Origin of the sequence: Caballeronia glebae (genome assembly GCF_001545035.1) — a bacterium.
GTDB lineage: Bacteria > Pseudomonadota > Gammaproteobacteria > Burkholderiales > Burkholderiaceae > Caballeronia > Caballeronia glebae.
This window is the reverse complement of record NZ_FCOJ02000012.1, coordinates 1-18,235: the sequence shown is the minus strand read 5'-3', so window position 1 is coordinate 18,235 and position 18,235 is coordinate 1. Positions and strand designations below refer to the sequence as shown.

Here is an 18,235-nt window from a genome sequence, read left to right as displayed (position 1 = left end):
TTTGTTTCGTTTATGAATCAGAAACTAAACGGAATGGAAGTTACTCTCGACTTATCCACAGTTTCTGTGGATAAACATGGGGATAGCTGACCGCGAACCGCGTTGTGGCGCGGCGCAAGGTAGATTGCTTGATTCGTCGCAAAAATAGTCCGCGCTGGTCCGCGAACACTCAAGACGATTGCCTCGCGATGCGCCTATCATGTGCACGCGCGTCGTCTGAGGACGGCGTTTCCGGAGCGGTTCGTCGTCCGCCTTATCCACCTTTTCATCCTTTCACGGGGAAGATGTCATGGCCTTAAAAATCGCGGTGGTCGTTGGTAGCCTGCGGCGCGGTTCGTTCAACAAGCAGCTCGCGCACGCGCTCGTTTCGCTTGCGCCGGACGATTTCTCGTTCGAGTTTCTCGACATCGGCAGCCTGCCGCTTTACAGCCAGGATTACGACAGCGATTTTCCCGAAGCCGCGCGCGCGTTCAAGCAGAAGATCGCCGATGCAAACGGCCTGCTCATCGTCACGCCGGAATACAACCGCTCGATTCCCGGCGTGCTCAAAAACGCGCTCGACTGGGGCTCGCGTCCGTGGGGGCAAAGCGCGTGGGGCGGCAAGCCTGGCGCGATCATCGGGACGTCGGTGGGGGCGATCGGCACGGCGATCGCTCAGTCGCATCTGCGCGGCGTGTGCGCGTATCTCGACATCGTGCTGATGAATCAGCCGGAGATGTACATCAAGCACGACGAAAAGCGCATCGACGAGAACGGCAATATCGTGAGCGAAGACACGCGCAAGTATTTGCAGACGTTCATGGAAAAATATGTCGCATGGGTGCGTGATCGGGCGGCATAAGCGCTCACCGTCCACACGCAAAAACGGCCCGCGCGAGCGGGCCGTCTTCATTAGCGGACTCGGAACTCAGACGTGATGATGTCCCGTCACGCGATCCCAGCCGTGACGGATCGCGGCCTTAAAGCGCTCCCACGTATCGCCTTCCGGATGGCTGCTTTCCCAGTCGCGGCGCATCTCGTATTCCATCTGATCGTCCCACGCGCGGCTGCGATAACGGTCGTCGTTGCCGAGCGTCGCGCCGTAACGGTACGCGCCCTGATAGTCCTCGTAGGGCTCGCCCGTCGCCGAATACTTCGTCACGTAATCGGCGCGGAAGTCCTCTTCATACTCCATGTACTCGTTGGGCACGTTTTGCGGATTCGCCGTGGGAGCCGGGCCGACCGGACCGCCCGCCTGCGTCCCCGCCGAAGCGATGACCGGATCGGGCGACGACCCCGCCGCGCGCGTCGAGCCCGGTTGGTACGGCGTCGCCGGTTCGTCGAGCGGACTGAGCGGTTCGACCGATCGCCATTCGGAACCCGTGTCGGTGCGCACACCGGGCAGCGGATCGCGGTCCGTCGGCGCGGCGCCTGTCGTGCGCAGCGGATCGCGGCCCGCAATGGCGCCGCGCTCGGACAGCGAGTCACCCGCCAATTCCGTGCGCGCCGCGAGCGGATCGGCAAGCGGATCGATGCCGGTCGTCGCGAACGGATCGCGGCCCGTGACCGGATCGCGTCCGGCAAGCGGATCGCGCGCGGCGCGTTCGGCATCGCTCATCATCGATTGGGATTGCGACTGGGATTGCGACTGGGATTGCGAAGACTGCGATTGCATGCCGCCGCGCGGCATTAGCAAATCGTCGGCGGGATCGCTCACGTAATCGCGCGGCGTGACCGCGGCCGGATCGCCGAGATCGGCACGCGGATAAGCCCGCGCGCGTGACGGCGTCATCTCCGGATCGTTCACCGGCTCACGTCCCGGCACCGCGCTGCCGCGTCCGAGTCCCAGTTCGTCGAGTACCGAATGATCGCGGTCGTCGGCGGCCGCGGCGGGCACTTCCGGCGCGCCGCGTTCGAGCGTCGTCCAGCTTGCCGCGCGTTCATCGATATCGATCGCGCCCTGGCTGCTCAGCGTCGCGCGCGCGACGTCGGCCTGCTCGACGCTCGGCGTATCGACGGCGACGAGGATCGCGCCGCGTCGCACGGCTTCGGAATAGTGCGCGACTTCCGGCGGTTGATCGCGTCCGCCGAAGAGCATGCTGAAAAAGCGCTCGATGTTGGCGAGCACGCCCGGCTCCTGATGCGTGACGGCATCGGGCATGTCGGACTGCGCGGCTGCGTCGTCGCGCTTGGGATTGGCCTCAAGTTCGATATCCGAGCGCGAGAAGCCGGCGACGATCAGCGCCGCGCGCGCGTCCTCGGCTTGCGCAAAGGTGTCGAAAACTCCGATGACGGTGTGTCGCATGTACGCCTCCTGCGGATGGGCGAATTCCGAAAATCGGCGACGACCGTCGCCGTACATGCCGACATCCATGCAACTCGCGTGCCGGATGCGCATGGACCGGCGCGCGCGGGATAGCGCGGGAAAGATGGCGGCGCTTTTACAAACGCGCGTGCAAAAACCGATTGCGGCGCGCCCGATTCAACGATCGACGGGGCGTGCCGCGCGCAGGTCGGACGGCGTCGCGCCGTCGCGAATCGCGCGCAGGAGCGAGTCGAGCAGCGCGATGTCGAATGGCTTCGACAAGACGCGCGCGCCAACCTGTCTTGCGCGGTCGAGTTCCTCGGCGTGGCCCGTGACGAGAATCACCGGAATGCGCGGCTCGAAGCGCTGCAACATCTCGGCGAGATCGATGCCGTTCATCTGTCCCGGCATGTGGATGTCGGAGAGCACGACGTCGAACGGGAAACCGGTCGAAGCACCGGCGCGGGCCGCTTCGAGAACCGTGGCGGCGGCGTCGGCGTTGAAGACGTAGGTGACGTGGTGGCCCATCATCGTGAGCAGCGCCTCGGTGCCGGCGGCGACCTCCTCGTTGTCCTCGACGAGCAGCACGCGCAGGCCGTCCGCTTCCTGCGCCGCCGCCTGTTCGTCCTTCGCGGCCGCGCCCGTCGCGCTCGCCGCCGCGCGCGGCAGATACAGGCGCACCGCCGTTCCCGCGCCGATCGCGCTGTCGATGGTCGCAAGCCCGCCCGCCCGCTCGCAGAACGCGAACACCTGTGGCAGGCCGAGGCCCGTGCCCATGCCTTTCGGCTTGGTCGTGAAAAGCGGCTCGAACGCGCGCCCGAGCACTTCGGCGTTCATGCCGAAGCCGTTGTCTTCCAGCGCGATCTGCACGAATTCGCCGGTGATCGGAAAGCCGTCCTCGTGACGAAAGCGCACGTTGTCGGCGCGCACGGTGAACGTGCCGCCGTTGGGCATCGCGTCGCGCGCGTTCACCGCCACGTTGATGAGCGCGAGTTCCAGTTCCGCCGGATCGACGCGGATCGCCCACACGTCCGGCGCGACCTCGACATTGAGCGCGACCTTCGCGCCGAGCGACGCGCGCAGCAACTCGCGGCCCGCCGGCACCCATTTGCCGATGACGATGATCTCGCTTCGCAACGGCTGCTTGCGCGCGACGCCCAGCAGTTGCCGCGTGAGCGACTGGCCGCTTTTCAACGCGCGTTCCATCGCCGTGAGTTCGCGGTCGAGGCCGGGCGCGCCGCGCCGCCGCGCGATCTGCACGTTAGTGGAGACGATCATCAGCAGATTGTTGAAGTCGTGCGCCACGCTGCCGACGAGATTGCCGAGCGCTTCCATCTTGCGCGCCTGCCGATACGCGGATTCGATCGAGCGGCGCATCGACGCTTCGGCCTGCCAGCGCTCCCACGCTTCCTCTTCGGTCGCGAGACGCCGCAGCGATTGCGCGATCACGCCCCACAGCACGACGCACGGCGCGAAGATCGAGAGCGCGAGCACGCTCAGATGCTTCCACCACGCGGACCAGATCGTCGCGATCGGATAGCCGCTCGACACGTAGAGCGGATATGTGCCGACGCGCCGGAACGCGACGATCTTCAACTGGTCGTCCAGCCCGGAGATCATTTTCACGACGCCGCTTCGGCGTCCGGCGCGGTACGCCTCGCGCAGCGGCGAACTGGCCGCGAGCGCCATGCGATCCGGCGGGCGCGGTGGATACCACGCGAGCACTTCGCCGTCCGCGCGCGACAGGCCGAGCGAGACGCTCGGATTGTCGCCAATCAGTTCGCGATAGAACGCGCTGAAATACGCCGGCCGCAGCGCGATCGACACCATGCCGTCGAACGCGCCCTTCGGCGTGCGCCGCGCGATCGCCGTGTTGAACACCTGCTCGCCCGCGACGCGGCCGATCATCACGCGGGAAATCTGCTGGTTCTGCTTACTGGCGCGCAGGTCGGCGAAGTCGTCGCGCTCCGCAACCGAGATATCGGGCGTCGGCCAGACGCGGCTCGTCGCGAGCAGCTTGCCGTCGGCGCCGAATACGGATGCCGCCGCGACCTGCTGATAACTATCGCTGATCGACTTGAGGCGCTGGTGAATCGTGGCGCTCTCGTGGCGGATCGCTTCGGCGTCGAGATCATCGAGCAAATCGACGATGCGTTCGTTGAGCGTCACGTTCAGATCGAAGACCTTGAGCGCGTGCTCTTCCGCGAGGCGGGCATTGCGCGCGACGAGATCGGAGGCGTCGGCGACGCGCGCGTGGTAATCGCTATACGCGGTGACGGCGACATACACGCAAGGCAGCACGATCGCCGCGACGAGCAGCGCGTAGAGCGTGAGGCGTTGCGCCGCGAAATTGCGCTCGGGCACCACCGGGAAAGGCGGTTCCTCCTGCCGTGACTGCGCGGCAGGACCGGCATCGGACTCCTCACGTTGCGGCGTCATTTTTGGCAGCGAATTGGAAAACTTACTCGTAGTCCATGCCTTCCGGACGCGCGGGCGGACGTGCGCGCGCGGCTGGACGGGCGTTAGCGGTGTAACCGCGACTAGGACGCACAAAACATGCCGGAAGACGGGCCGTGCGGCGCTTTGCGAGTCGAGGAAAGCCTCGGTTGTGCCGAGCAGTTAGCGAGATTATTGGAAGCGCAAACGTACACAAAAGCATGGAACGTATGGGACCGGAAAGCGTTGAGTGAAATTCGCCCGATTTAAACCTTATTTCATCATATTAATTCTCGCTTGACGCCCCAACGAGTTGCTTTGACATTCTGATCGTCCGACAATGCAATCCTTCGACCTCACACGCCGTTCAGAGCGTCGGCCGGAGAATACAAGAGAGCCTCCCGGCGCGCGTCGGGGAGAAGTACAGCCCGCACGGCCAGACGCCAGCGGGCGGCGCGACCGAGCGAGGAAAAAGAAGGCCACGGTCCGGCACCGCCGGATCACGCACGGGGCAGGCAACATGACGCCGATCGAGAGCCAATATGCATCGCGCGAGGGGCGCACGCTGATCACCCAGCGCCCGCCCGCCGCGTGGCGCGCCTACGTCCACAGCCGCCGCGCCTGGCTCATCGCCGCCGAACTGCATCTCCGACAGCGTCCGCATTCCCGCCGGGCGAGAGGGCTCACGCCGGTTCTGCCGTGAAGATTGCCTAAAGATCTCCGCGCGGATGCCGTAATCAATACGAGGGCCTGTCGTGCGTATCGACGCGACCGTCCTCAGCCCGAAAACCGCCTAAAAGATCCTGCCGACCATGCCGTTGCCGATTGTCATTGCCGATGATTCACTGCTCGCGCGCCGGGTGCTGACGCGCGCGCTGCCCCCGGACTGGGACGTCGAGATCTCCTACGCGACCAACGGCCGCGAGGCCCTTGAGCACTATCGGGCGGGCCGCGCCTCGGTGATGTTCCTCGATCTCACGATGCCCGACATGACGGGCTATCAGGTCCTCGACGCCTTGCAGCACGAGGACCTGAACACGTTTGTCATCGTCGTGTCCGCCGATGTTCAGCCGATGGCCCAGGAACGCGTGCGAGCGCTCGGCGCGATCGCGTTCCTGCCGAAGCCGGTGACGCCCGAAGCGCTGCGCCCCGTTTTGAAGGAGTACGGTCTCCATGACTGAAGCCGCCCTCAACGAAGATCAGCGCGACGCGCTGCAGGAAGTCGCCAACATGGCGATGGGCCAGGCCGCGACGCGCCTCTCGAAGCTGCTCGGCACGTTCATCGAACTGTCGGTGCCGCGCGTGCGCGTCGTGAGCGTGGCCGAGGCGTCCGCCGCGCTCTCCGAAATGACCGGCATTACGGATACCGTCACGGCCGTGCGCCAGGGCTTCCGCTCGGACATCAAGGGCGAGGCGATCGTGCTGTGCAAGAGCGGCAGCGTCGATCAGTTGTGCGCGCTCGTCGACGACCCTTACACCAAATCCACCTACACGACGACGACGCGCACCGAGCTCGTCTTCGATATCGCGACGGTGCTGATGGGCGCGTGCGTGTCGTGCATTCTCGACCGCCTCGGCCGCTCGCCGATTTTTTCGCCGCCGGGCATGCTCGGCTCGGACATCGGGCTCGATGAAGTCTTCCAGCCCGCGATGCTCGCGTGGAAGACCGCGCTCCTGCTCGAAGTGAATTTCGCGCTGGAAGACCACAGTTTCCGCGCGCACCTCGTGATGCTCATGGCCGAAGACGCCATCGTGCATCTGAACGACGCGCTCGATGCGCTGTTGTCGAGCCTCTGAACTCTGAACGGGATGCCATCGTGAGCATGGACGAACTGCGGCACGCGCTCAGCGAACTCGTGATCGAGCGCGTGGGTTTCGGCATCTTCGTGCTCGATCGCGATCTCAACGTGCTGATGTGGAACCGGTTCATGCAGGACCACAGCGGCAGGACGGCCGAGCAGGTGATCGGCAAATCGATTTTCGCGAGCTTTCCGGAACTGCCGCGCGTGTGGTTCACGCGCAAGGTCGAAAGCGTGTTTCAACTCGGCAGCTTCACGTTCAGTTCGTGGGAGCAGCGGCCGTATCTCTTCAAATTCGATCACGACCGGCCGATCACCGGCGGCGTCGATTACATGCAGCAGGACTGCACCTTCATGCCGCTCACGCTGGAGCGCGAAGTGCGCGCCGTCTGCGTGACGATTTCCGACGTGACGCACGCGAGCATGATGCAGCGCGCCCGCGACGAAGCGGTCGCGAAATTGCAGGAATTCGCGGACCGCGACGGTCTGACCGGCATCGCGAACCGGCGCTATTTCGAGCTGCGCCTGCGCGACGAATTCCAGCGCTGGCATCGCTACGGCGGCGAGTTGTCGATGCTGCTCTTCGATCTCGACCACTTCAAGCGCATCAACGACGATCTCGGCCACCTCGTCGGCGACACGGTTTTGCGCGTGATGGCCGAGCGCGTCGCGAAAAGCGTGCGCGTGCAGGACATATTCGGGCGCTTCGGCGGCGAGGAATTCGCGCTGCTTCTGCCATGCACGAATTTTGAGGACGCGATGATCGTCGCGGAGAAACTGCGCCGCGAGATCGGCGAGACGCCCGTCGACGTGCAGGGCGCGCGCGTGCCCGTAACGGCGAGCGTCGGCGCGGCGCGTGCGCGCACCGGCGTGACGTCGTCATACGAAGCGCTCATCAACGAGGCCGATGCGGCGCTTTATACGGCCAAGCGCGAGGGGCGCAACCGCTCGGTGGGCTTCGCCTGAAACGACGCCCGATGCGTCGCCCGATGCGCCGCGCCTTGCCCGGCGCGGAGCCGGCGCAATAGGGCAAAGTATTGATATACTCTCTGCCGCTTCCGGCGCAGTCGCAGCCGGCTTGCGCCGGCTTTCCTCTTCGATCGTCCCGCTCAGCGCCAGGTGGTTCCGCGCGCGCCGGGTTGCACCGAGACCGGCGCCCGATCTCTTAATTTGCCCTTGGGGGCGCCACAGCGGAGTTCGTCTTGGCCGTTTCCAACACCATCGCCGACGATCCTGCTCCCGACGCCGCGAAAGCGTCGTCCGGAAGCTCGTTCTATCTCGCGATGCGCATCCTTCCCGCTGCGCAGCGCGACGCGATGTACCAGATTTACGCGTTCTGCCGCGCGGTCGACGACATCGCCGACGAAGGCGCGCTGCCGCGCCGCGAGCGCGCGCTCGCGCTCGACCGCTGGCGCGAGGACATCGACGCGTGCTACGCCGGCGCGCCGAAAAAATCGCTCGAAGCGCTCACCCGGCACATCCAGGCTTTCCAGCTTTCCCGCGACGACTTCCAGGCCGTGATCGACGGCATGGCGATGGACGCCGCCGGCGATATCGTCGCGCCCGACGAAGCCACGCTCGACCTGTACTGCGATCGCGTCGCGAGCGCGGTCGGGCGGCTGTCGGTGAGAATCTTCGGGATGCACGAGGACGCCGGCCGGCGGCTCGCGCACCATCTCGGGCGCGCGCTGCAACTGACCAACATCCTGCGCGATATCGACGAAGACGCCGAAATCGGCCGCGTCTATTTGCCGCGCGAACTGCTCGCGCGCGAAGGCATTTCGACGACCGATCCGGCGACCATCGTCGGCGATGCGCGTCTGCCGCGCGTGTGCGCGGTGCTCGCCGAGCGCGCGAAGAACCACTACGCGCAGTCCGACGCGATCATGGCGGCCTCGCCGCGCTCGCAAGTGCGCGCGCCGCGCATCATGTCGGCGGCGTATCGCACCGTGCTCGACGCCAATCTCAAACGCGGTTTCGACCTGCCGCGCACGCGTGTCCGCACGCCGCGCTCGCGCCTGCTGTGGATCGTGGCGCGCAACCTGATCTGATGTCCCGGCGGGTCTTCGTCGTCGGAGCGGGCATCGCCGGACTTGCCGCCGCGGTCGAGGCGCAACGTCGCGGCGCGCGCGTCGTGCTGCACGAGGCCGCGCCTCACGCGGGCGGACGCTGCCGCTCCTTCTTCGATGCGAAGCTCGGCGTCACGCTCGACTGCGGCAATCATTTGCTGCTGTCAGGCAATCAATCGACGATGGCCTATCTGCGCGCGATCGGCGCGACCGATACGCTGATCGGCCCGACGCAGCCCGACTATCCTTTCTTCGATGCGGCGAGCGGCGACGCGTGGACGATCCGCATGTCGCCCGGGCGCCTGCCGCGCTGGATCTTCGACGCCGACGCGCGCGTGCCCGGCACGCAGCCCGCCGATTACCTGCCGTTCCTGCCGCTCTTGTGGGCGAAGCCGGGCCGCACGATCGAGGAATCGGTGCGGCGCAAGGATCGCGTGTGGAACCTGCTCGCGCGACCGCTTCTGCGCGCGATGCTCAACGCCGATCCGTCCGAGGCCAGCGCGGAACTCGCGGCCGCCTTGCTGCGCGAGACGGTTGCGCAGGGCGGCCAGGCGTGCCGTCCGCTCGTCGCGCGAAGCGGACTGTCGCACGCGTTCGTCGAGCCCGCGCTCAGGCTTTTGCAGTACGGCGGCGCGGAGATCCGGCTGGGCTCGCGCGTCGCGGGCATCGGCATATCCGGCACGGATTCGGCGGAGCGTGTAAGCTCGCTGGCTTTCGACGGCGCAGAGCCGCTTGCGCTCGCGCCGGACGATGGCGTTGTGCTTGCCGTGCCGCCCGATGCGGCGCGCCGCCTCGTGCCGGACCTGAGCGCGCCGGATGCGTCGCGCGCGATCGTCACCGTGCATTTTGCCGCCGACGCACCCACGGGTTTTCAGCCGCTGACGTGCCTCGTCAACGGCATGTCGGACCGGCTTTTCGCGGCTGACGGGCGGCTCTCGGTCACGCTGTCGAGTGCCGACCGATGGCTCGCGACGCCACGCGAAGAACTCGCGCAGGCGGTATGGCGGGAAACGGCGAAGGCGGTGCGCACGCCCGCCGCGCCGATGCCGCCGTGGCAAATCGTCGCCGATGAACACGCGACCTTTGCCGCCGTGCCGGCGCAGGAAGGCTTGCGGGCCGCCACGCGCACGCGCTGGCGCAATTTCACCCTCGCGGGCGACTGGACGGCGACCGGTCTGCCCGCGACGATCGAAGGCGCGATCCGCTCAGGCCAGAAGGCCGCGGACGCGCTGTTGAACCCATCGTTGGAACGCTGATGAACGATTTATCCCTCTCCGCCGTGGGCGCGCAGGTTTCGAACGCCTCGCTCGACGCCGCCGTCAACCACGCGACCGATGCGCTGCTCGCGGCGCAACATCCGGAAGGCTACTGGCTTTACGAACTCGAAGCGGACGCAACCATCCCGGCCGAATACGTGCTGCTCGTCCACTATCTCGGCGAGACCGCCGACGAGAAGCTCGAAGCGAAGATCGGCCGCTATCTGCGCCGTATTCAACGCGAGGACGGCGGCTGGCCGCTTTTCAGCGGCGGCGCGATGGACGTCTCCGCGACCGTGAAAGCGTATTTCGCGCTCAAGATGATCGGCGATTCTCCCGACGCGGAGCACATGCAGCGCGCCCGCCGCGCGATTCTGGCCGCGGGCGGCGCGGAGAAGGTGAACGTGTTCACGCGCATCATGCTCGCGCTTTTCGGCGTCGTGTCGTGGCGCGCGGTGCCGATGATGCCCGTCGAGATCATGCGCCTGCCGATGTGGTTCCCATTCCATTTGTCGAAGGTGTCGTACTGGGCGCGCACGGTGATCGTGCCGATGCTCGTGCTCAACGCGAAGCGCCCGCGCGCCCGCAATCCGCGCGACGTGCGTATCGACGAAGTGTTCACGAATCCGCCAGTGAATACCGGCATGCCGTCGCGCTCGGGGCATCAGAGCCGCGGCTGGTTCGCATTCTTTCGCGTGGTCGATTCGATCCTGCGCGTCGCCGATCCGCTGTTGCCGAACGCCGGCCGCGAGCGCGCGATCGATGAAGCCGTGCGTTTCGTCGACGAGCGCCTGAACGGCGAGGACGGCCTCGGCGCGATTTTCCCGGCGATGGCCAACTCGGTGATGATGTACGACGCGCTCGGGCTTCCGCCGGAGCATCCGAACCGCGCGATCGCGCGCAAGTCGATCGACAAGCTGCTCGTCATCGACGAGGCCGAAGACGGCGAAGCGTATTGCCAGCCGTGTCTGTCGCCGGTCTGGGATACGTCGCTCGCGGCGCACGCGCTGCTCGAAACCGGCATGCCGAAGGCGCGCTCGGCGGTGGCGCGCGGCCTCAACTGGCTCGTTCCGCTACAAATTCTCGATGTGCGCGGCGACTGGGTCTCGCGACGTCCGGACGTGCGGCCGGGCGGCTGGGCTTTCCAGTTCGCGAACCCGCATTATCCCGATGTCGACGACACCGCCGTCGTCGCGATGGCGATGGAACGCGCCGATCGCGAAAACGGCACCGCGCTGTACGGCGAGTCGATCGCGCGGGCGCGCGAATGGGTCGTCGGCATGCAGAGCAGCGACGGCGGCTGGGGCGCTTTCGAGCCCGAGAACACGCAGTACTACCTGAACAACATCCCGTTCTCGGATCACGGCGCGCTGCTCGATCCGCCGACCGTCGACGTCTCCGCGCGCTGTCTCTCGATGCTCGCGCAACTCGGCGAGACGTCGTTCAATAGCGAGCCCGCGCGGCGCGCTTTCGATTACATCGTGCGGGATCAGGAACGCGACGGAAGCTGGTACGGACGCTGGGGCCTGAATTACATTTACGGCACCTGGTCGGCCATGTGCGCGCTGAACGCGGCCGGCGTCGCGCCGACGGACCCGCGCATGAAGCGCGCGGCGGACTGGCTCATCGGCATTCAGAACGACGACGGCGGCTGGGGCGAAGACGGCGAGAGCTACAAACTCGACTATCGCGGATATGAACAGGCGCAGAGCACCGCGTCGCAGACGGCGTGGGCGCTGCTCGGACTCATGTCGGCGGGTCTGGTCGAGCATCCGGCGGTCGCGCGCGGCGTCGGCTATCTAGTGAAGACTCAACAGGCGCACGGCCTGTGGGACGAAACGCGCTTCACCGCCACGGGTTTCCCGCGCGTGTTCTATCTGCGGTATCACGGGTATCGCAAATTCTTCCCGCTGTGGGCGCTCGCGCGCTATCGCAATCTGACGCGCGACGGGCTCACGCGCGTGACGGCGGCGATGTGAACGCGCCCGTCGTCGCCGTGACCGGCATGGCGTTCGAGGCGAAGATCGTGCGCGGACGCGGCGTCGATGTCGTGTTCGCAGCCCGCGCCGACTGGCTCGAACGCGCGCTGTCCGATGCGCTCGCGCGCGGCTGCTCGGGCATCATCAGCTTCGGCACGGCGGGCGGACTCGCGCCGGATCTCGAACCGGGCGCGCTGATCGTCGCCGAAAGCGTGTGCGGGCCTTTCGGCGAGTTGCGCACCGATGCGGCGTGGTCCGCGCGCATCGTCGATGCGTTCGCGGGCACGCCCGTCGAGCGCGTCACGCGGCGCGGCAAGATGGCGGGCGTCGCCGCGCCCGTCAAGACCGAGGCGGAAAAGCGCTCGCTGCATTCGTCGACGGGCGCGCTGGCCGTCGATATGGAATCGCACATCGCGGGCGCTATCGCCACGGCGCGTGGCTTGCCGTTCGCGGTCTGCCGCGCGGTGGTCGATCCGGCCTGGCGCACCTTGCCGCCCGCCGCGACCGCCGGTTTGCGCGACGACGGTACGACGGCCATCGGACCGATTTTGCGCGAATTGCTACGCGATCCGACCCAACTGGGCGCGTTTCTGCGGCTCGCATCCGACGCCCGCGACGCCCGCGCAACGCTCGTGCAGGCGCGGCACGCGCTGGAATCGGCGCGGGCGCTCGTGCTGGCCTGAGTTTTCTGCATCGCCCTTGCTTTCTGTGGGTTAACCCTTATCTCGATATAATCAGGGAAAACCCTAATCAGATGCGTGTCCGCTTTGTTTGCGCGACGCGCGTAGTCAGAAAGTGAGGTAAAGAAAATGAATTTCCACACCCGCAAATGGGTCAAGCCCGAAGACCTGAACCCGAACGGCACGCTGTTCGGCGGCAGCCTGCTGCGCTGGATCGACGAGGAAGCCGCGATCTACGCCATCTCGCAATTGGGCAACCAGCGCGTCGTCACCAAGTTCATGTCGGAGATCAACTTCGTGAGTTCGGCGCGTCAGGGCGACATCATCGAACTGGGCATCACCGCGACGCATTTCGGCCGCAGCTCGATCACGCTGCGTGCGGAAGTCCGCAACAAGATCACGCGAAAGAGCATTCTGACCGTCGAGAAGATGGTGTTCGTGAATTTGAACGAGCAAGGCGAATCCGCGCCGCACGGCCGCACGCAGATCCGTTACGCCGATGAGCTTTTCGAGGCGTATCGTCGCGATGGCGGCGCGGTGGAAGCGCCGAAGGTCTCCGGCGACGATTTGCTTGAGGAAGCGGCGGAAGAAGCCGCACACTAAAAGAAAAACGGGCGTTCGCCCGTTTTTTCTTCACACGAAGCCAAAAGCCCCGCTCATTTCCCCGCAGGCTGCGCGCCCGGATCGTCATATTGCGGCAATCCCTGCTCCTTGCTGGAACTCGGCGACGCCTGATCCTTCGGCGTATTCTCTTGCGGTGCGGGCGATTTGCCGTCGACGCCACCCGCGGGCGAGGCCTCCGCGCCCGGATCGTCATACGTCGGCAAGCCGTGCTCCGTGCTGCCGCCGCCAGTTTCGCCCGGCGCGCTCGCGCCTTCCGGCGCAGACGTGCCTTCGTCGCCATAGTCGGGCAGCGTACTCGCGCCGCCGCCCGTCAGCAGATACTGACGCCGCTGCGTGTACGCATCGCGCACGAACGCGTACTTGTCGAGCGCGGCCGCCGAAAGCAGATCGGTCGCGCCGATCAAATCCGCCCGCGCGCTCACGAAATTCACGCCATAGAGCGGCCAGCGAATGTCCGCATTGGCGTAGCTGACGGGATTCACGCGCCAGTCGACGAGCCAGGTCGTCGAATCGCGGACCGAACTCGGGCCGAGCAGCGGCAGCACCAAGTACGGTCCCGCCGGCATGCCGTAATGCCCGAGCGTCAGGCCGAAGTCCTGATGATGCTTGGGCAGACCCGCCGGCGATGCGATATCGATCAGGCCGCCGATGCCGAACAGCGAGTTCATCGCGATGCGCATCAGATCCTGCGTCGCATCGGTGATCTTCAACTGCAGCAGGTTGTTCGCGAAGTTGGAGAAATCGCCGAGATTCGAGAAGAAATTGCTGACCGCCGTGCGGAACGGGCTCGGCGTGTAATCGACATAAAACTGCGCGACGGGCTTGGCGACGTAGGTATCGAGCGTGTCGTTGAACACAAAGACCTTGCGGTTCAACGGTTCGAGCGGGTCCTTCGGATTGCGATCCGGGCCGGTCGCGCAGCCCGCCGTCGCGAGCGCCGCCGCCATCGTCAGACTCAATCCCAGATTACGCACAGCACGAGCGGTCAAAGCCGTCGATCCCGACTTCATTCTTCAATTCCTCTTAGGTTGTCATGTCGCTGCGCCGCCCTGAGCTTCGCGCGCGCCGCCGCGCGTACCTTGCGCGGCTTGCCCATCAGCACCGGCTGGAAAACCACCGCGCCGATCAGCGTGCAAAAGAGCGACAGCGCCAGCAGCCGCCCCATGCTGGACGTGCCCGGATGATGGGAAAACCACAGGCTGCCGAACGCCGTCGCGGTCGTGGCCGCACTGAACATAACGGCATGCGTGAGGCTGGACTGTAGCAGGCGCGTCTGCCCCGAACGCCACGCCATCACAAAATAGATCTTGAACGCGACGCCGACGCCCAGCATCAGCGGCAGCGCGATGATGTTCGCGAAGTTGAGCGGCATGCGGAAGACGACGCACAGCTCCAGCGTGACGATCGCGGAGACGAGCAACGGTACCAAAGTTCTCAGGACGTCGCCAAAACGACGCAGCGCGATCCACAGCAGCACCGCGATCGCGATCAGCGAGTAGAGCGCCGCATGCTCGAACGCCTTGATGATCGTTTCCGCCGAATGGCGCACGGAGATCGGCCCGCCGATCGCGTCCGGCTCGGCCTTCTGCACGGCGTCGGCGAAGCGGGCGAGCAACCCGTCGTCGTTGGGATCGACGCCGGGCGGAATCTTCGGCGCGACGTCGACGAGCGCCTGGCCCTGCGGCGTCACGAACGACGCGGCCATTTGCGGCGGCAGGGTTTCGCGCGTGATCTCCTCCGGCGTGAGCAGCGCGCGCAATTGCGCGAGCGCGATACGCAGCGGCTCGGCCATCGCGTGCTCGGCGCGGTCGCGCGTCGCGGCGTCGGCTTGCGCCAGCTTCGCGAGCGTTTCCGACAGATGCTTCGCTTCCTTGTCGCCGGGGCCGGGATGCTCGTCGGCGGCGAGCGAAAGCTGGCTCGACACGCGCTTGAGCGCCGCGACGCGCACGGCGTCCGTGACGGGCGCGGCCGTCTTCTGATCGAGCGCGGGCAGCAGTTGATCGGCGGCGGCCTTGATGATCGCCAGCTTCTTCGGCTGATCGTCGGGGATGAGCGAGGAGAGCGTCGTCGCGCTCCCGACTTCCGGCAGCGTGCGCAGTTTCGCGGCGATACGGTCGGCATCGGCGAGCGAGGGCGCAAGCACGGCGACGTCGTTCACCGCGCCTTGCGGCGAATCCCTGAGCGAGGTAAGCGTCGCCATCGACTCGGTGTGCGGGTCTTTCAGATGCAGCGGATTGAAGTCGAAACGCAGATCGAAAAGCAGCGGCAGCGCGCCGATCACGACGACGAGCGTGCCGATCAGCACCGGCTTGCGATGTTTGTCGAGGAATTCATCGACGGGCGCGAGCACCGGAAAGCCCGGCGAATGCGCTTCGCCCGGCGGCGCGAACACCTTGATGAGCGCGGGCAGGAGCGTCATGTTGGTGGCATACGCGACGAACATGCCGACGCCCGCGATCAGCCCCAGTTCCGACACACCACGGTACGCGGTCGGCAGAAACGAGAAGAAGCTCGCCGCGGTCGCGGCGGCGGCGAGCGTGAGCGGCACCGCGACGTGGCGCGCGGTTTCCGCGAGCGCCACATCCAGCCGCTTGTGCTTGTAGCGCTCCTCGCGGTACTTCACGCCGAACTGGATGCCGAAGTCCACGCCGAGCCCGACGAACAGCACCATGAACGCGACCGAGATCATGTTGAGCGCGTGGACCATCATGAGCCCGAGCGCGGCGGTGATCGCGAGTCCGACGAAGAGCGTGACGAACACGGCGAAGATCATGCGCTTCGAGCGCAGCGCGAGCCAGAGGATGGTCAGTACGACGAGGAAAGTCAGCGCGCCATTGAGCGCGGCGCCGTCCTGCACGGACGCGAATTCCTCGTCGGCGAGCGGCTGCGCGCCGGTCAGATGCAGCGTCGCGCCGTACTTTTTGTCGAGGCCGAGTTCCGCGGCCTTCGCGCGAATTTCGTCCGATGTGCCCGCCGCCGCCTTCAGCGCGTTGAAATCCAGTTCCGGCAGCACCGTGACGAACGCGCGCCCGGGCGCATCGCTCGCCGAGGAATCCGCGAGGCCGCGCCACGAGAACGCCGCCGGCTGATTCGCCAGCACGCGGTCGAGCACGGTCGCGCTCTTGCCGAGCAAACCCGCCATCTGGCCGAGATTGACCTGTCCGAGCGTCAACGGCAGGTTGAGCGTAGTGTTGAGCGTCTGCGCGAGGCCGGTGAGTGTCGGGTCGTGCGCGAGCGTATTGATGAGCGGACGCCCTTGCACGAGCTGCTTCGTGATCTCTCCGACCTTGTCCGTCGGCAGATAGAGCAGGCCGTTGTGCTCGAAAAACGCGCCGCCCGCGGGCTGCGAGACCGACTTGAAGCGCTCCGGCTCTTTCGCGAGCGCGGCGGCGAGTTCGTCCGCGGCGGCATTAGCGAATTCCTGGGCCGGCGCCTGAACCACGATCAGCAAAGTTGCGCCACGCTGCGGAAACGCCTCGTCGATGGCCTTGCTGCGCGCCGCCCACTCGGGCTCCGTCTCGATCAACTGGGCGACGTCGGTGCTGATTTTGAAGTGATGGACGACATAAATCGTGGAGAGCACGCCGAGCAGAAGCGAAACGGCGATAATCCACGCCGGCCGGCGGATGGCGAGAGTAACGAAGCGAGTGATGTTGGACGTCAGCATGAAGACGCTACCTGGTGTGCCTGTTATTTTTGCGCGTGCGAACGCGCGAATTGCATGATGCCGACCGCCGGAAACCAGATCATTTCCACGAAACGACGCGAGGTGACGCGCAAGTATACCGGGCGCACCGCAACGGTCGTCCTTGAACTGTTGCGCCGCCGCGGTGTCGGTATACTGACGCGCAGCCGTCCGGCCGCTCCTGCAACGTCCGAAGGCCGCACAACCCGCGCCACCAAACCTGATTAAAGAACGGGTGCCATGAAACGCTATCTGTCTATTTGCTTCGCTTTCCTCCTCGCCTCGATGTCTTTCGCAGGCGAGGCGCTTGCACAAACGAGTCCCGACGCCGTCGTGAAGAATGCCGTCGAAGGCACGGTCAAGGCGATGAAAGCCGATCCGCAAGCGCGCGGCGGCGACATGGCGAAGATCACGCAGCTCGTCGAAACGCGCTTCCTGCCCGCGACCGACTTCCAGCGCACGACGCGCATCGCGGTCGGCAAGGCCTGGGCGAGCGCCACGCCCGAGCAACAAAAGCAGCTCTACGAGCAATTCCAGACGTTGCTGGTTCGCACGTATGCGGCGTCGCTTGCGCAACTGCGCGATCAGGACGTGACCTTCAAGTTCGACGCGCCCAACGTCGACGCCAACGCGAAGGACACCGTCGTCGAATCGCACGTCGTTTCCACGGGCGGCGACAATCCGGTGCGCTATCGCCTGGAGAAGACCTCGCAGGGCTGGAAAATCTACGACATCGACATGATGGGCGCGTGGCTCATCCAGGTCTATCAGCAACAATTCGCCGGCCAGTTGCAAAAGGGCGGCGTCGACGCTCTCATCAAGTTCCTGTCAGACCACAACGCCCGTTCGGCGGGCTGAGCTGCGTGCTCGCTTTTTCCGGCCGGGCCGGGCTTCATGTGCGGCGGTGTTCCACCGCGAACTTGATCAGCTCGGCCTGTCCGTCGATATCCAGTTTGCGCTTCATATTCAGCCGATGCGTTTCCACCGTGCGCACCGACAACCCGTGCTGCTGCGCGATCTGCTTGCTCGATAGCCCTTCGGCGAGCGCATCCAGAATGTCGAGTTCGCGCGGCGTCAGGCGTTCGAGCGGCGTCTGCATCGACTGTGCCTGAATCATGCGCGCCGCCAGCCCCGCGCTGAAGAAGGTCTTGCCGGCGAGCACCGCGCCGATCGCCTGAATGATTTCGGCGGCGGGCGAATCCTTCAGCACGTAGCCGCTCGCGCCCGCGCGCACCGCCTGCTTTACGTACTCCACGTTGTCGTGCATCGACAACATCAGCACGCGGATTGCCGGATGCCGCTCGTGAAAAAGCGCGGCCAGCTCGATGCCGCTCATGCCGGCCATGCCGACATCCATTAGCGCGAGATCGGGCGGGTTCGAGTCGTCGGCGGCGAGCGCGAGCGCTTCCTTTGCGCTGCCGGC

17 protein-coding genes are annotated in these 18,235 nt (G+C 65.8%); 12 read left to right on the top strand and 5 right to left on the bottom strand.

From position 1 onward, the window contains the following. Positions 1-289 precede the first annotated feature (289 nt). Positions 290-841 (top strand): NADPH-dependent FMN reductase, encoded by a 552-nt coding sequence (locus tag AWB82_RS10615; RefSeq protein WP_086967096.1) that lies wholly within the window; start codon positions 290-292, stop codon positions 839-841. Between the two features lie 66 nt (positions 842-907). Here AWB82_RS10615 and AWB82_RS10610 read toward each other — a convergent pair whose 3' ends face one another. Next, positions 908-2,284, bottom strand: coding sequence for a hypothetical protein (locus AWB82_RS10610; RefSeq protein WP_086967198.1), 1,377 nt, complete (start codon positions 2,282-2,284; stop codon positions 908-910). A 177-nt stretch (positions 2,285-2,461) separates the two neighbouring features. Further along, on the bottom strand, positions 2,462-4,723 hold the full coding sequence (locus tag AWB82_RS10605; RefSeq protein WP_086967095.1) for a hybrid sensor histidine kinase/response regulator: 2,262 nt from the start codon (positions 4,721-4,723) through the stop codon (positions 2,462-2,464). A 517-nt stretch (positions 4,724-5,240) separates the two neighbouring features. Between AWB82_RS10605 and AWB82_RS10600 the strand changes: the two genes are divergently transcribed. The 9 genes from AWB82_RS10600 (at position 5,241) to AWB82_RS10560 (ending at position 13,106) form a co-directional block, all read left to right on the top strand. Beyond that, on the top strand, positions 5,241-5,423 hold the full coding sequence (locus AWB82_RS10600) for a hypothetical protein (protein WP_086967094.1): 183 nt from the start codon (positions 5,241-5,243) through the stop codon (positions 5,421-5,423). Positions 5,424-5,532: 109 nt separating this feature from the next. Continuing rightward, complete coding sequence (locus AWB82_RS10595; protein ID WP_086967093.1) at positions 5,533-5,901, top strand: response regulator; 369 nt, start codon at positions 5,533-5,535, stop codon at positions 5,899-5,901. Then, positions 5,894-6,517 (top strand): chemotaxis protein CheC, encoded by a 624-nt coding sequence (locus tag AWB82_RS10590; protein ID WP_086967092.1) that lies wholly within the window; start codon positions 5,894-5,896, stop codon positions 6,515-6,517. The genes AWB82_RS10595 and AWB82_RS10590 overlap by 8 nt, the downstream gene beginning before the upstream one ends. A gap of 26 nt (positions 6,518-6,543) precedes the next feature. After that, positions 6,544-7,485, top strand: coding sequence for a sensor domain-containing diguanylate cyclase (locus AWB82_RS10585; protein ID WP_086967091.1), 942 nt, complete (start codon positions 6,544-6,546; stop codon positions 7,483-7,485). A gap of 236 nt (positions 7,486-7,721) precedes the next feature. Next, entirely contained in the window at positions 7,722-8,570 is an 849-nt protein-coding gene (gene hpnD / locus AWB82_RS10580; RefSeq protein WP_086967090.1) for a presqualene diphosphate synthase HpnD, read from the top strand. Beyond that, the gene (gene hpnE / locus AWB82_RS10575) at positions 8,570-9,844 is read left to right on the top strand and encodes a hydroxysqualene dehydroxylase HpnE (protein WP_086967089.1); all 1,275 of its coding nucleotides are present in this window, start codon (positions 8,570-8,572) and stop codon (positions 9,842-9,844) included. Before hpnD ends, hpnE begins: the two co-directional genes overlap by 1 nt. Further along, a complete protein-coding gene (gene shc, locus AWB82_RS10570) occupies positions 9,844-11,823 on the top strand; it encodes a squalene--hopene cyclase (protein WP_086967088.1) in 1,980 nt (659 codons plus the stop codon). The genes hpnE and shc overlap by 1 nt, the downstream gene beginning before the upstream one ends. Further along, positions 11,820-12,506, top strand: a complete 687-nt coding sequence (locus AWB82_RS10565) for a phosphorylase (RefSeq protein WP_086967087.1) — start codon at positions 11,820-11,822, stop codon at positions 12,504-12,506. Before shc ends, AWB82_RS10565 begins: the two co-directional genes overlap by 4 nt. A 126-nt stretch (positions 12,507-12,632) precedes the next feature. Next, complete coding sequence (locus AWB82_RS10560) at positions 12,633-13,106, top strand: acyl-CoA thioesterase (protein WP_086967086.1); 474 nt, start codon at positions 12,633-12,635, stop codon at positions 13,104-13,106. Between the two features lie 53 nt (positions 13,107-13,159). On the opposite strand, the gene AWB82_RS10555 is transcribed toward AWB82_RS10560, so the two are convergent. Continuing rightward, complete coding sequence (locus tag AWB82_RS10555; RefSeq protein ID WP_086967085.1) at positions 13,160-14,137, bottom strand: MlaA family lipoprotein; 978 nt, start codon at positions 14,135-14,137, stop codon at positions 13,160-13,162. After that, positions 14,134-16,794, bottom strand: coding sequence for a hopanoid transporter HpnN (gene hpnN / locus AWB82_RS10550; protein WP_086967084.1), 2,661 nt, complete (start codon positions 16,792-16,794; stop codon positions 14,134-14,136). The genes AWB82_RS10555 and hpnN overlap by 4 nt, the downstream gene beginning before the upstream one ends. A 54-nt stretch (positions 16,795-16,848) precedes the next feature. On the opposite strand from hpnN, the gene AWB82_RS37025 reads away from it, so the two are divergent. Both AWB82_RS37025 and AWB82_RS10545 read left to right on the top strand, forming a co-directional pair. Further along, the gene (locus AWB82_RS37025; RefSeq protein ID WP_143756700.1) at positions 16,849-17,040 is read left to right on the top strand and encodes a hypothetical protein; all 192 of its coding nucleotides are present in this window, start codon (positions 16,849-16,851) and stop codon (positions 17,038-17,040) included. Between the two features lie 12 nt (positions 17,041-17,052). After that, the gene (locus AWB82_RS10545; RefSeq protein WP_086967083.1) at positions 17,053-17,670 is read left to right on the top strand and encodes an MlaC/ttg2D family ABC transporter substrate-binding protein; all 618 of its coding nucleotides are present in this window, start codon (positions 17,053-17,055) and stop codon (positions 17,668-17,670) included. Between the two features lie 34 nt (positions 17,671-17,704). On the opposite strand, the gene AWB82_RS10540 is transcribed toward AWB82_RS10545, so the two are convergent. Then, positions 17,705-18,235: response regulator (locus AWB82_RS10540; RefSeq protein ID WP_086967082.1), on the bottom strand; the 531-nt coding region annotated here is incomplete at its 5' end.

What these genes read in the sequence shown, in the direction of transcription:
- hpnE (WP_086967089.1), top strand. Translation starts at nt 8,570, where the DNA reads ATGTCCCGGCGGGTCTTCGTCGTCGGAGCGGGCATCGCCGGACTTGCC.
- AWB82_RS10600 (WP_086967094.1), top strand. Translation starts at nt 5,241, where the DNA reads ATGACGCCGATCGAGAGCCAATATGCATCGCGCGAGGGGCGCACGCTG.
- AWB82_RS10545 (WP_086967083.1), top strand. Translation starts at nt 17,053, where the DNA reads ATGAAACGCTATCTGTCTATTTGCTTCGCTTTCCTCCTCGCCTCGATG.
- AWB82_RS10615 (WP_086967096.1), top strand. Translation starts at nt 290, where the DNA reads ATGGCCTTAAAAATCGCGGTGGTCGTTGGTAGCCTGCGGCGCGGTTCG.
- shc (WP_086967088.1), top strand. Translation starts at nt 9,844, where the DNA reads ATGAACGATTTATCCCTCTCCGCCGTGGGCGCGCAGGTTTCGAACGCC.
- AWB82_RS10610 (WP_086967198.1), bottom strand. Translation starts at nt 2,284, where the DNA reads ATGCGACACACCGTCATCGGAGTTTTCGACACCTTTGCGCAAGCCGAG.
- AWB82_RS10590 (WP_086967092.1), top strand. Translation starts at nt 5,894, where the DNA reads ATGACTGAAGCCGCCCTCAACGAAGATCAGCGCGACGCGCTGCAGGAA.
- AWB82_RS10605 (WP_086967095.1), bottom strand. Translation starts at nt 4,723, where the DNA reads ATGACGCCGCAACGTGAGGAGTCCGATGCCGGTCCTGCCGCGCAGTCA.
- AWB82_RS37025 (WP_143756700.1), top strand. Translation starts at nt 16,849, where the DNA reads ATGATGCCGACCGCCGGAAACCAGATCATTTCCACGAAACGACGCGAG.
- AWB82_RS10585 (WP_086967091.1), top strand. Translation starts at nt 6,544, where the DNA reads ATGGACGAACTGCGGCACGCGCTCAGCGAACTCGTGATCGAGCGCGTG.
- AWB82_RS10560 (WP_086967086.1), top strand. Translation starts at nt 12,633, where the DNA reads ATGAATTTCCACACCCGCAAATGGGTCAAGCCCGAAGACCTGAACCCG.
- AWB82_RS10555 (WP_086967085.1), bottom strand. Translation starts at nt 14,137, where the DNA reads ATGAAGTCGGGATCGACGGCTTTGACCGCTCGTGCTGTGCGTAATCTG.
- AWB82_RS10595 (WP_086967093.1), top strand. Translation starts at nt 5,533, where the DNA reads ATGCCGTTGCCGATTGTCATTGCCGATGATTCACTGCTCGCGCGCCGG.
- hpnN (WP_086967084.1), bottom strand. Translation starts at nt 16,794, where the DNA reads ATGCTGACGTCCAACATCACTCGCTTCGTTACTCTCGCCATCCGCCGG.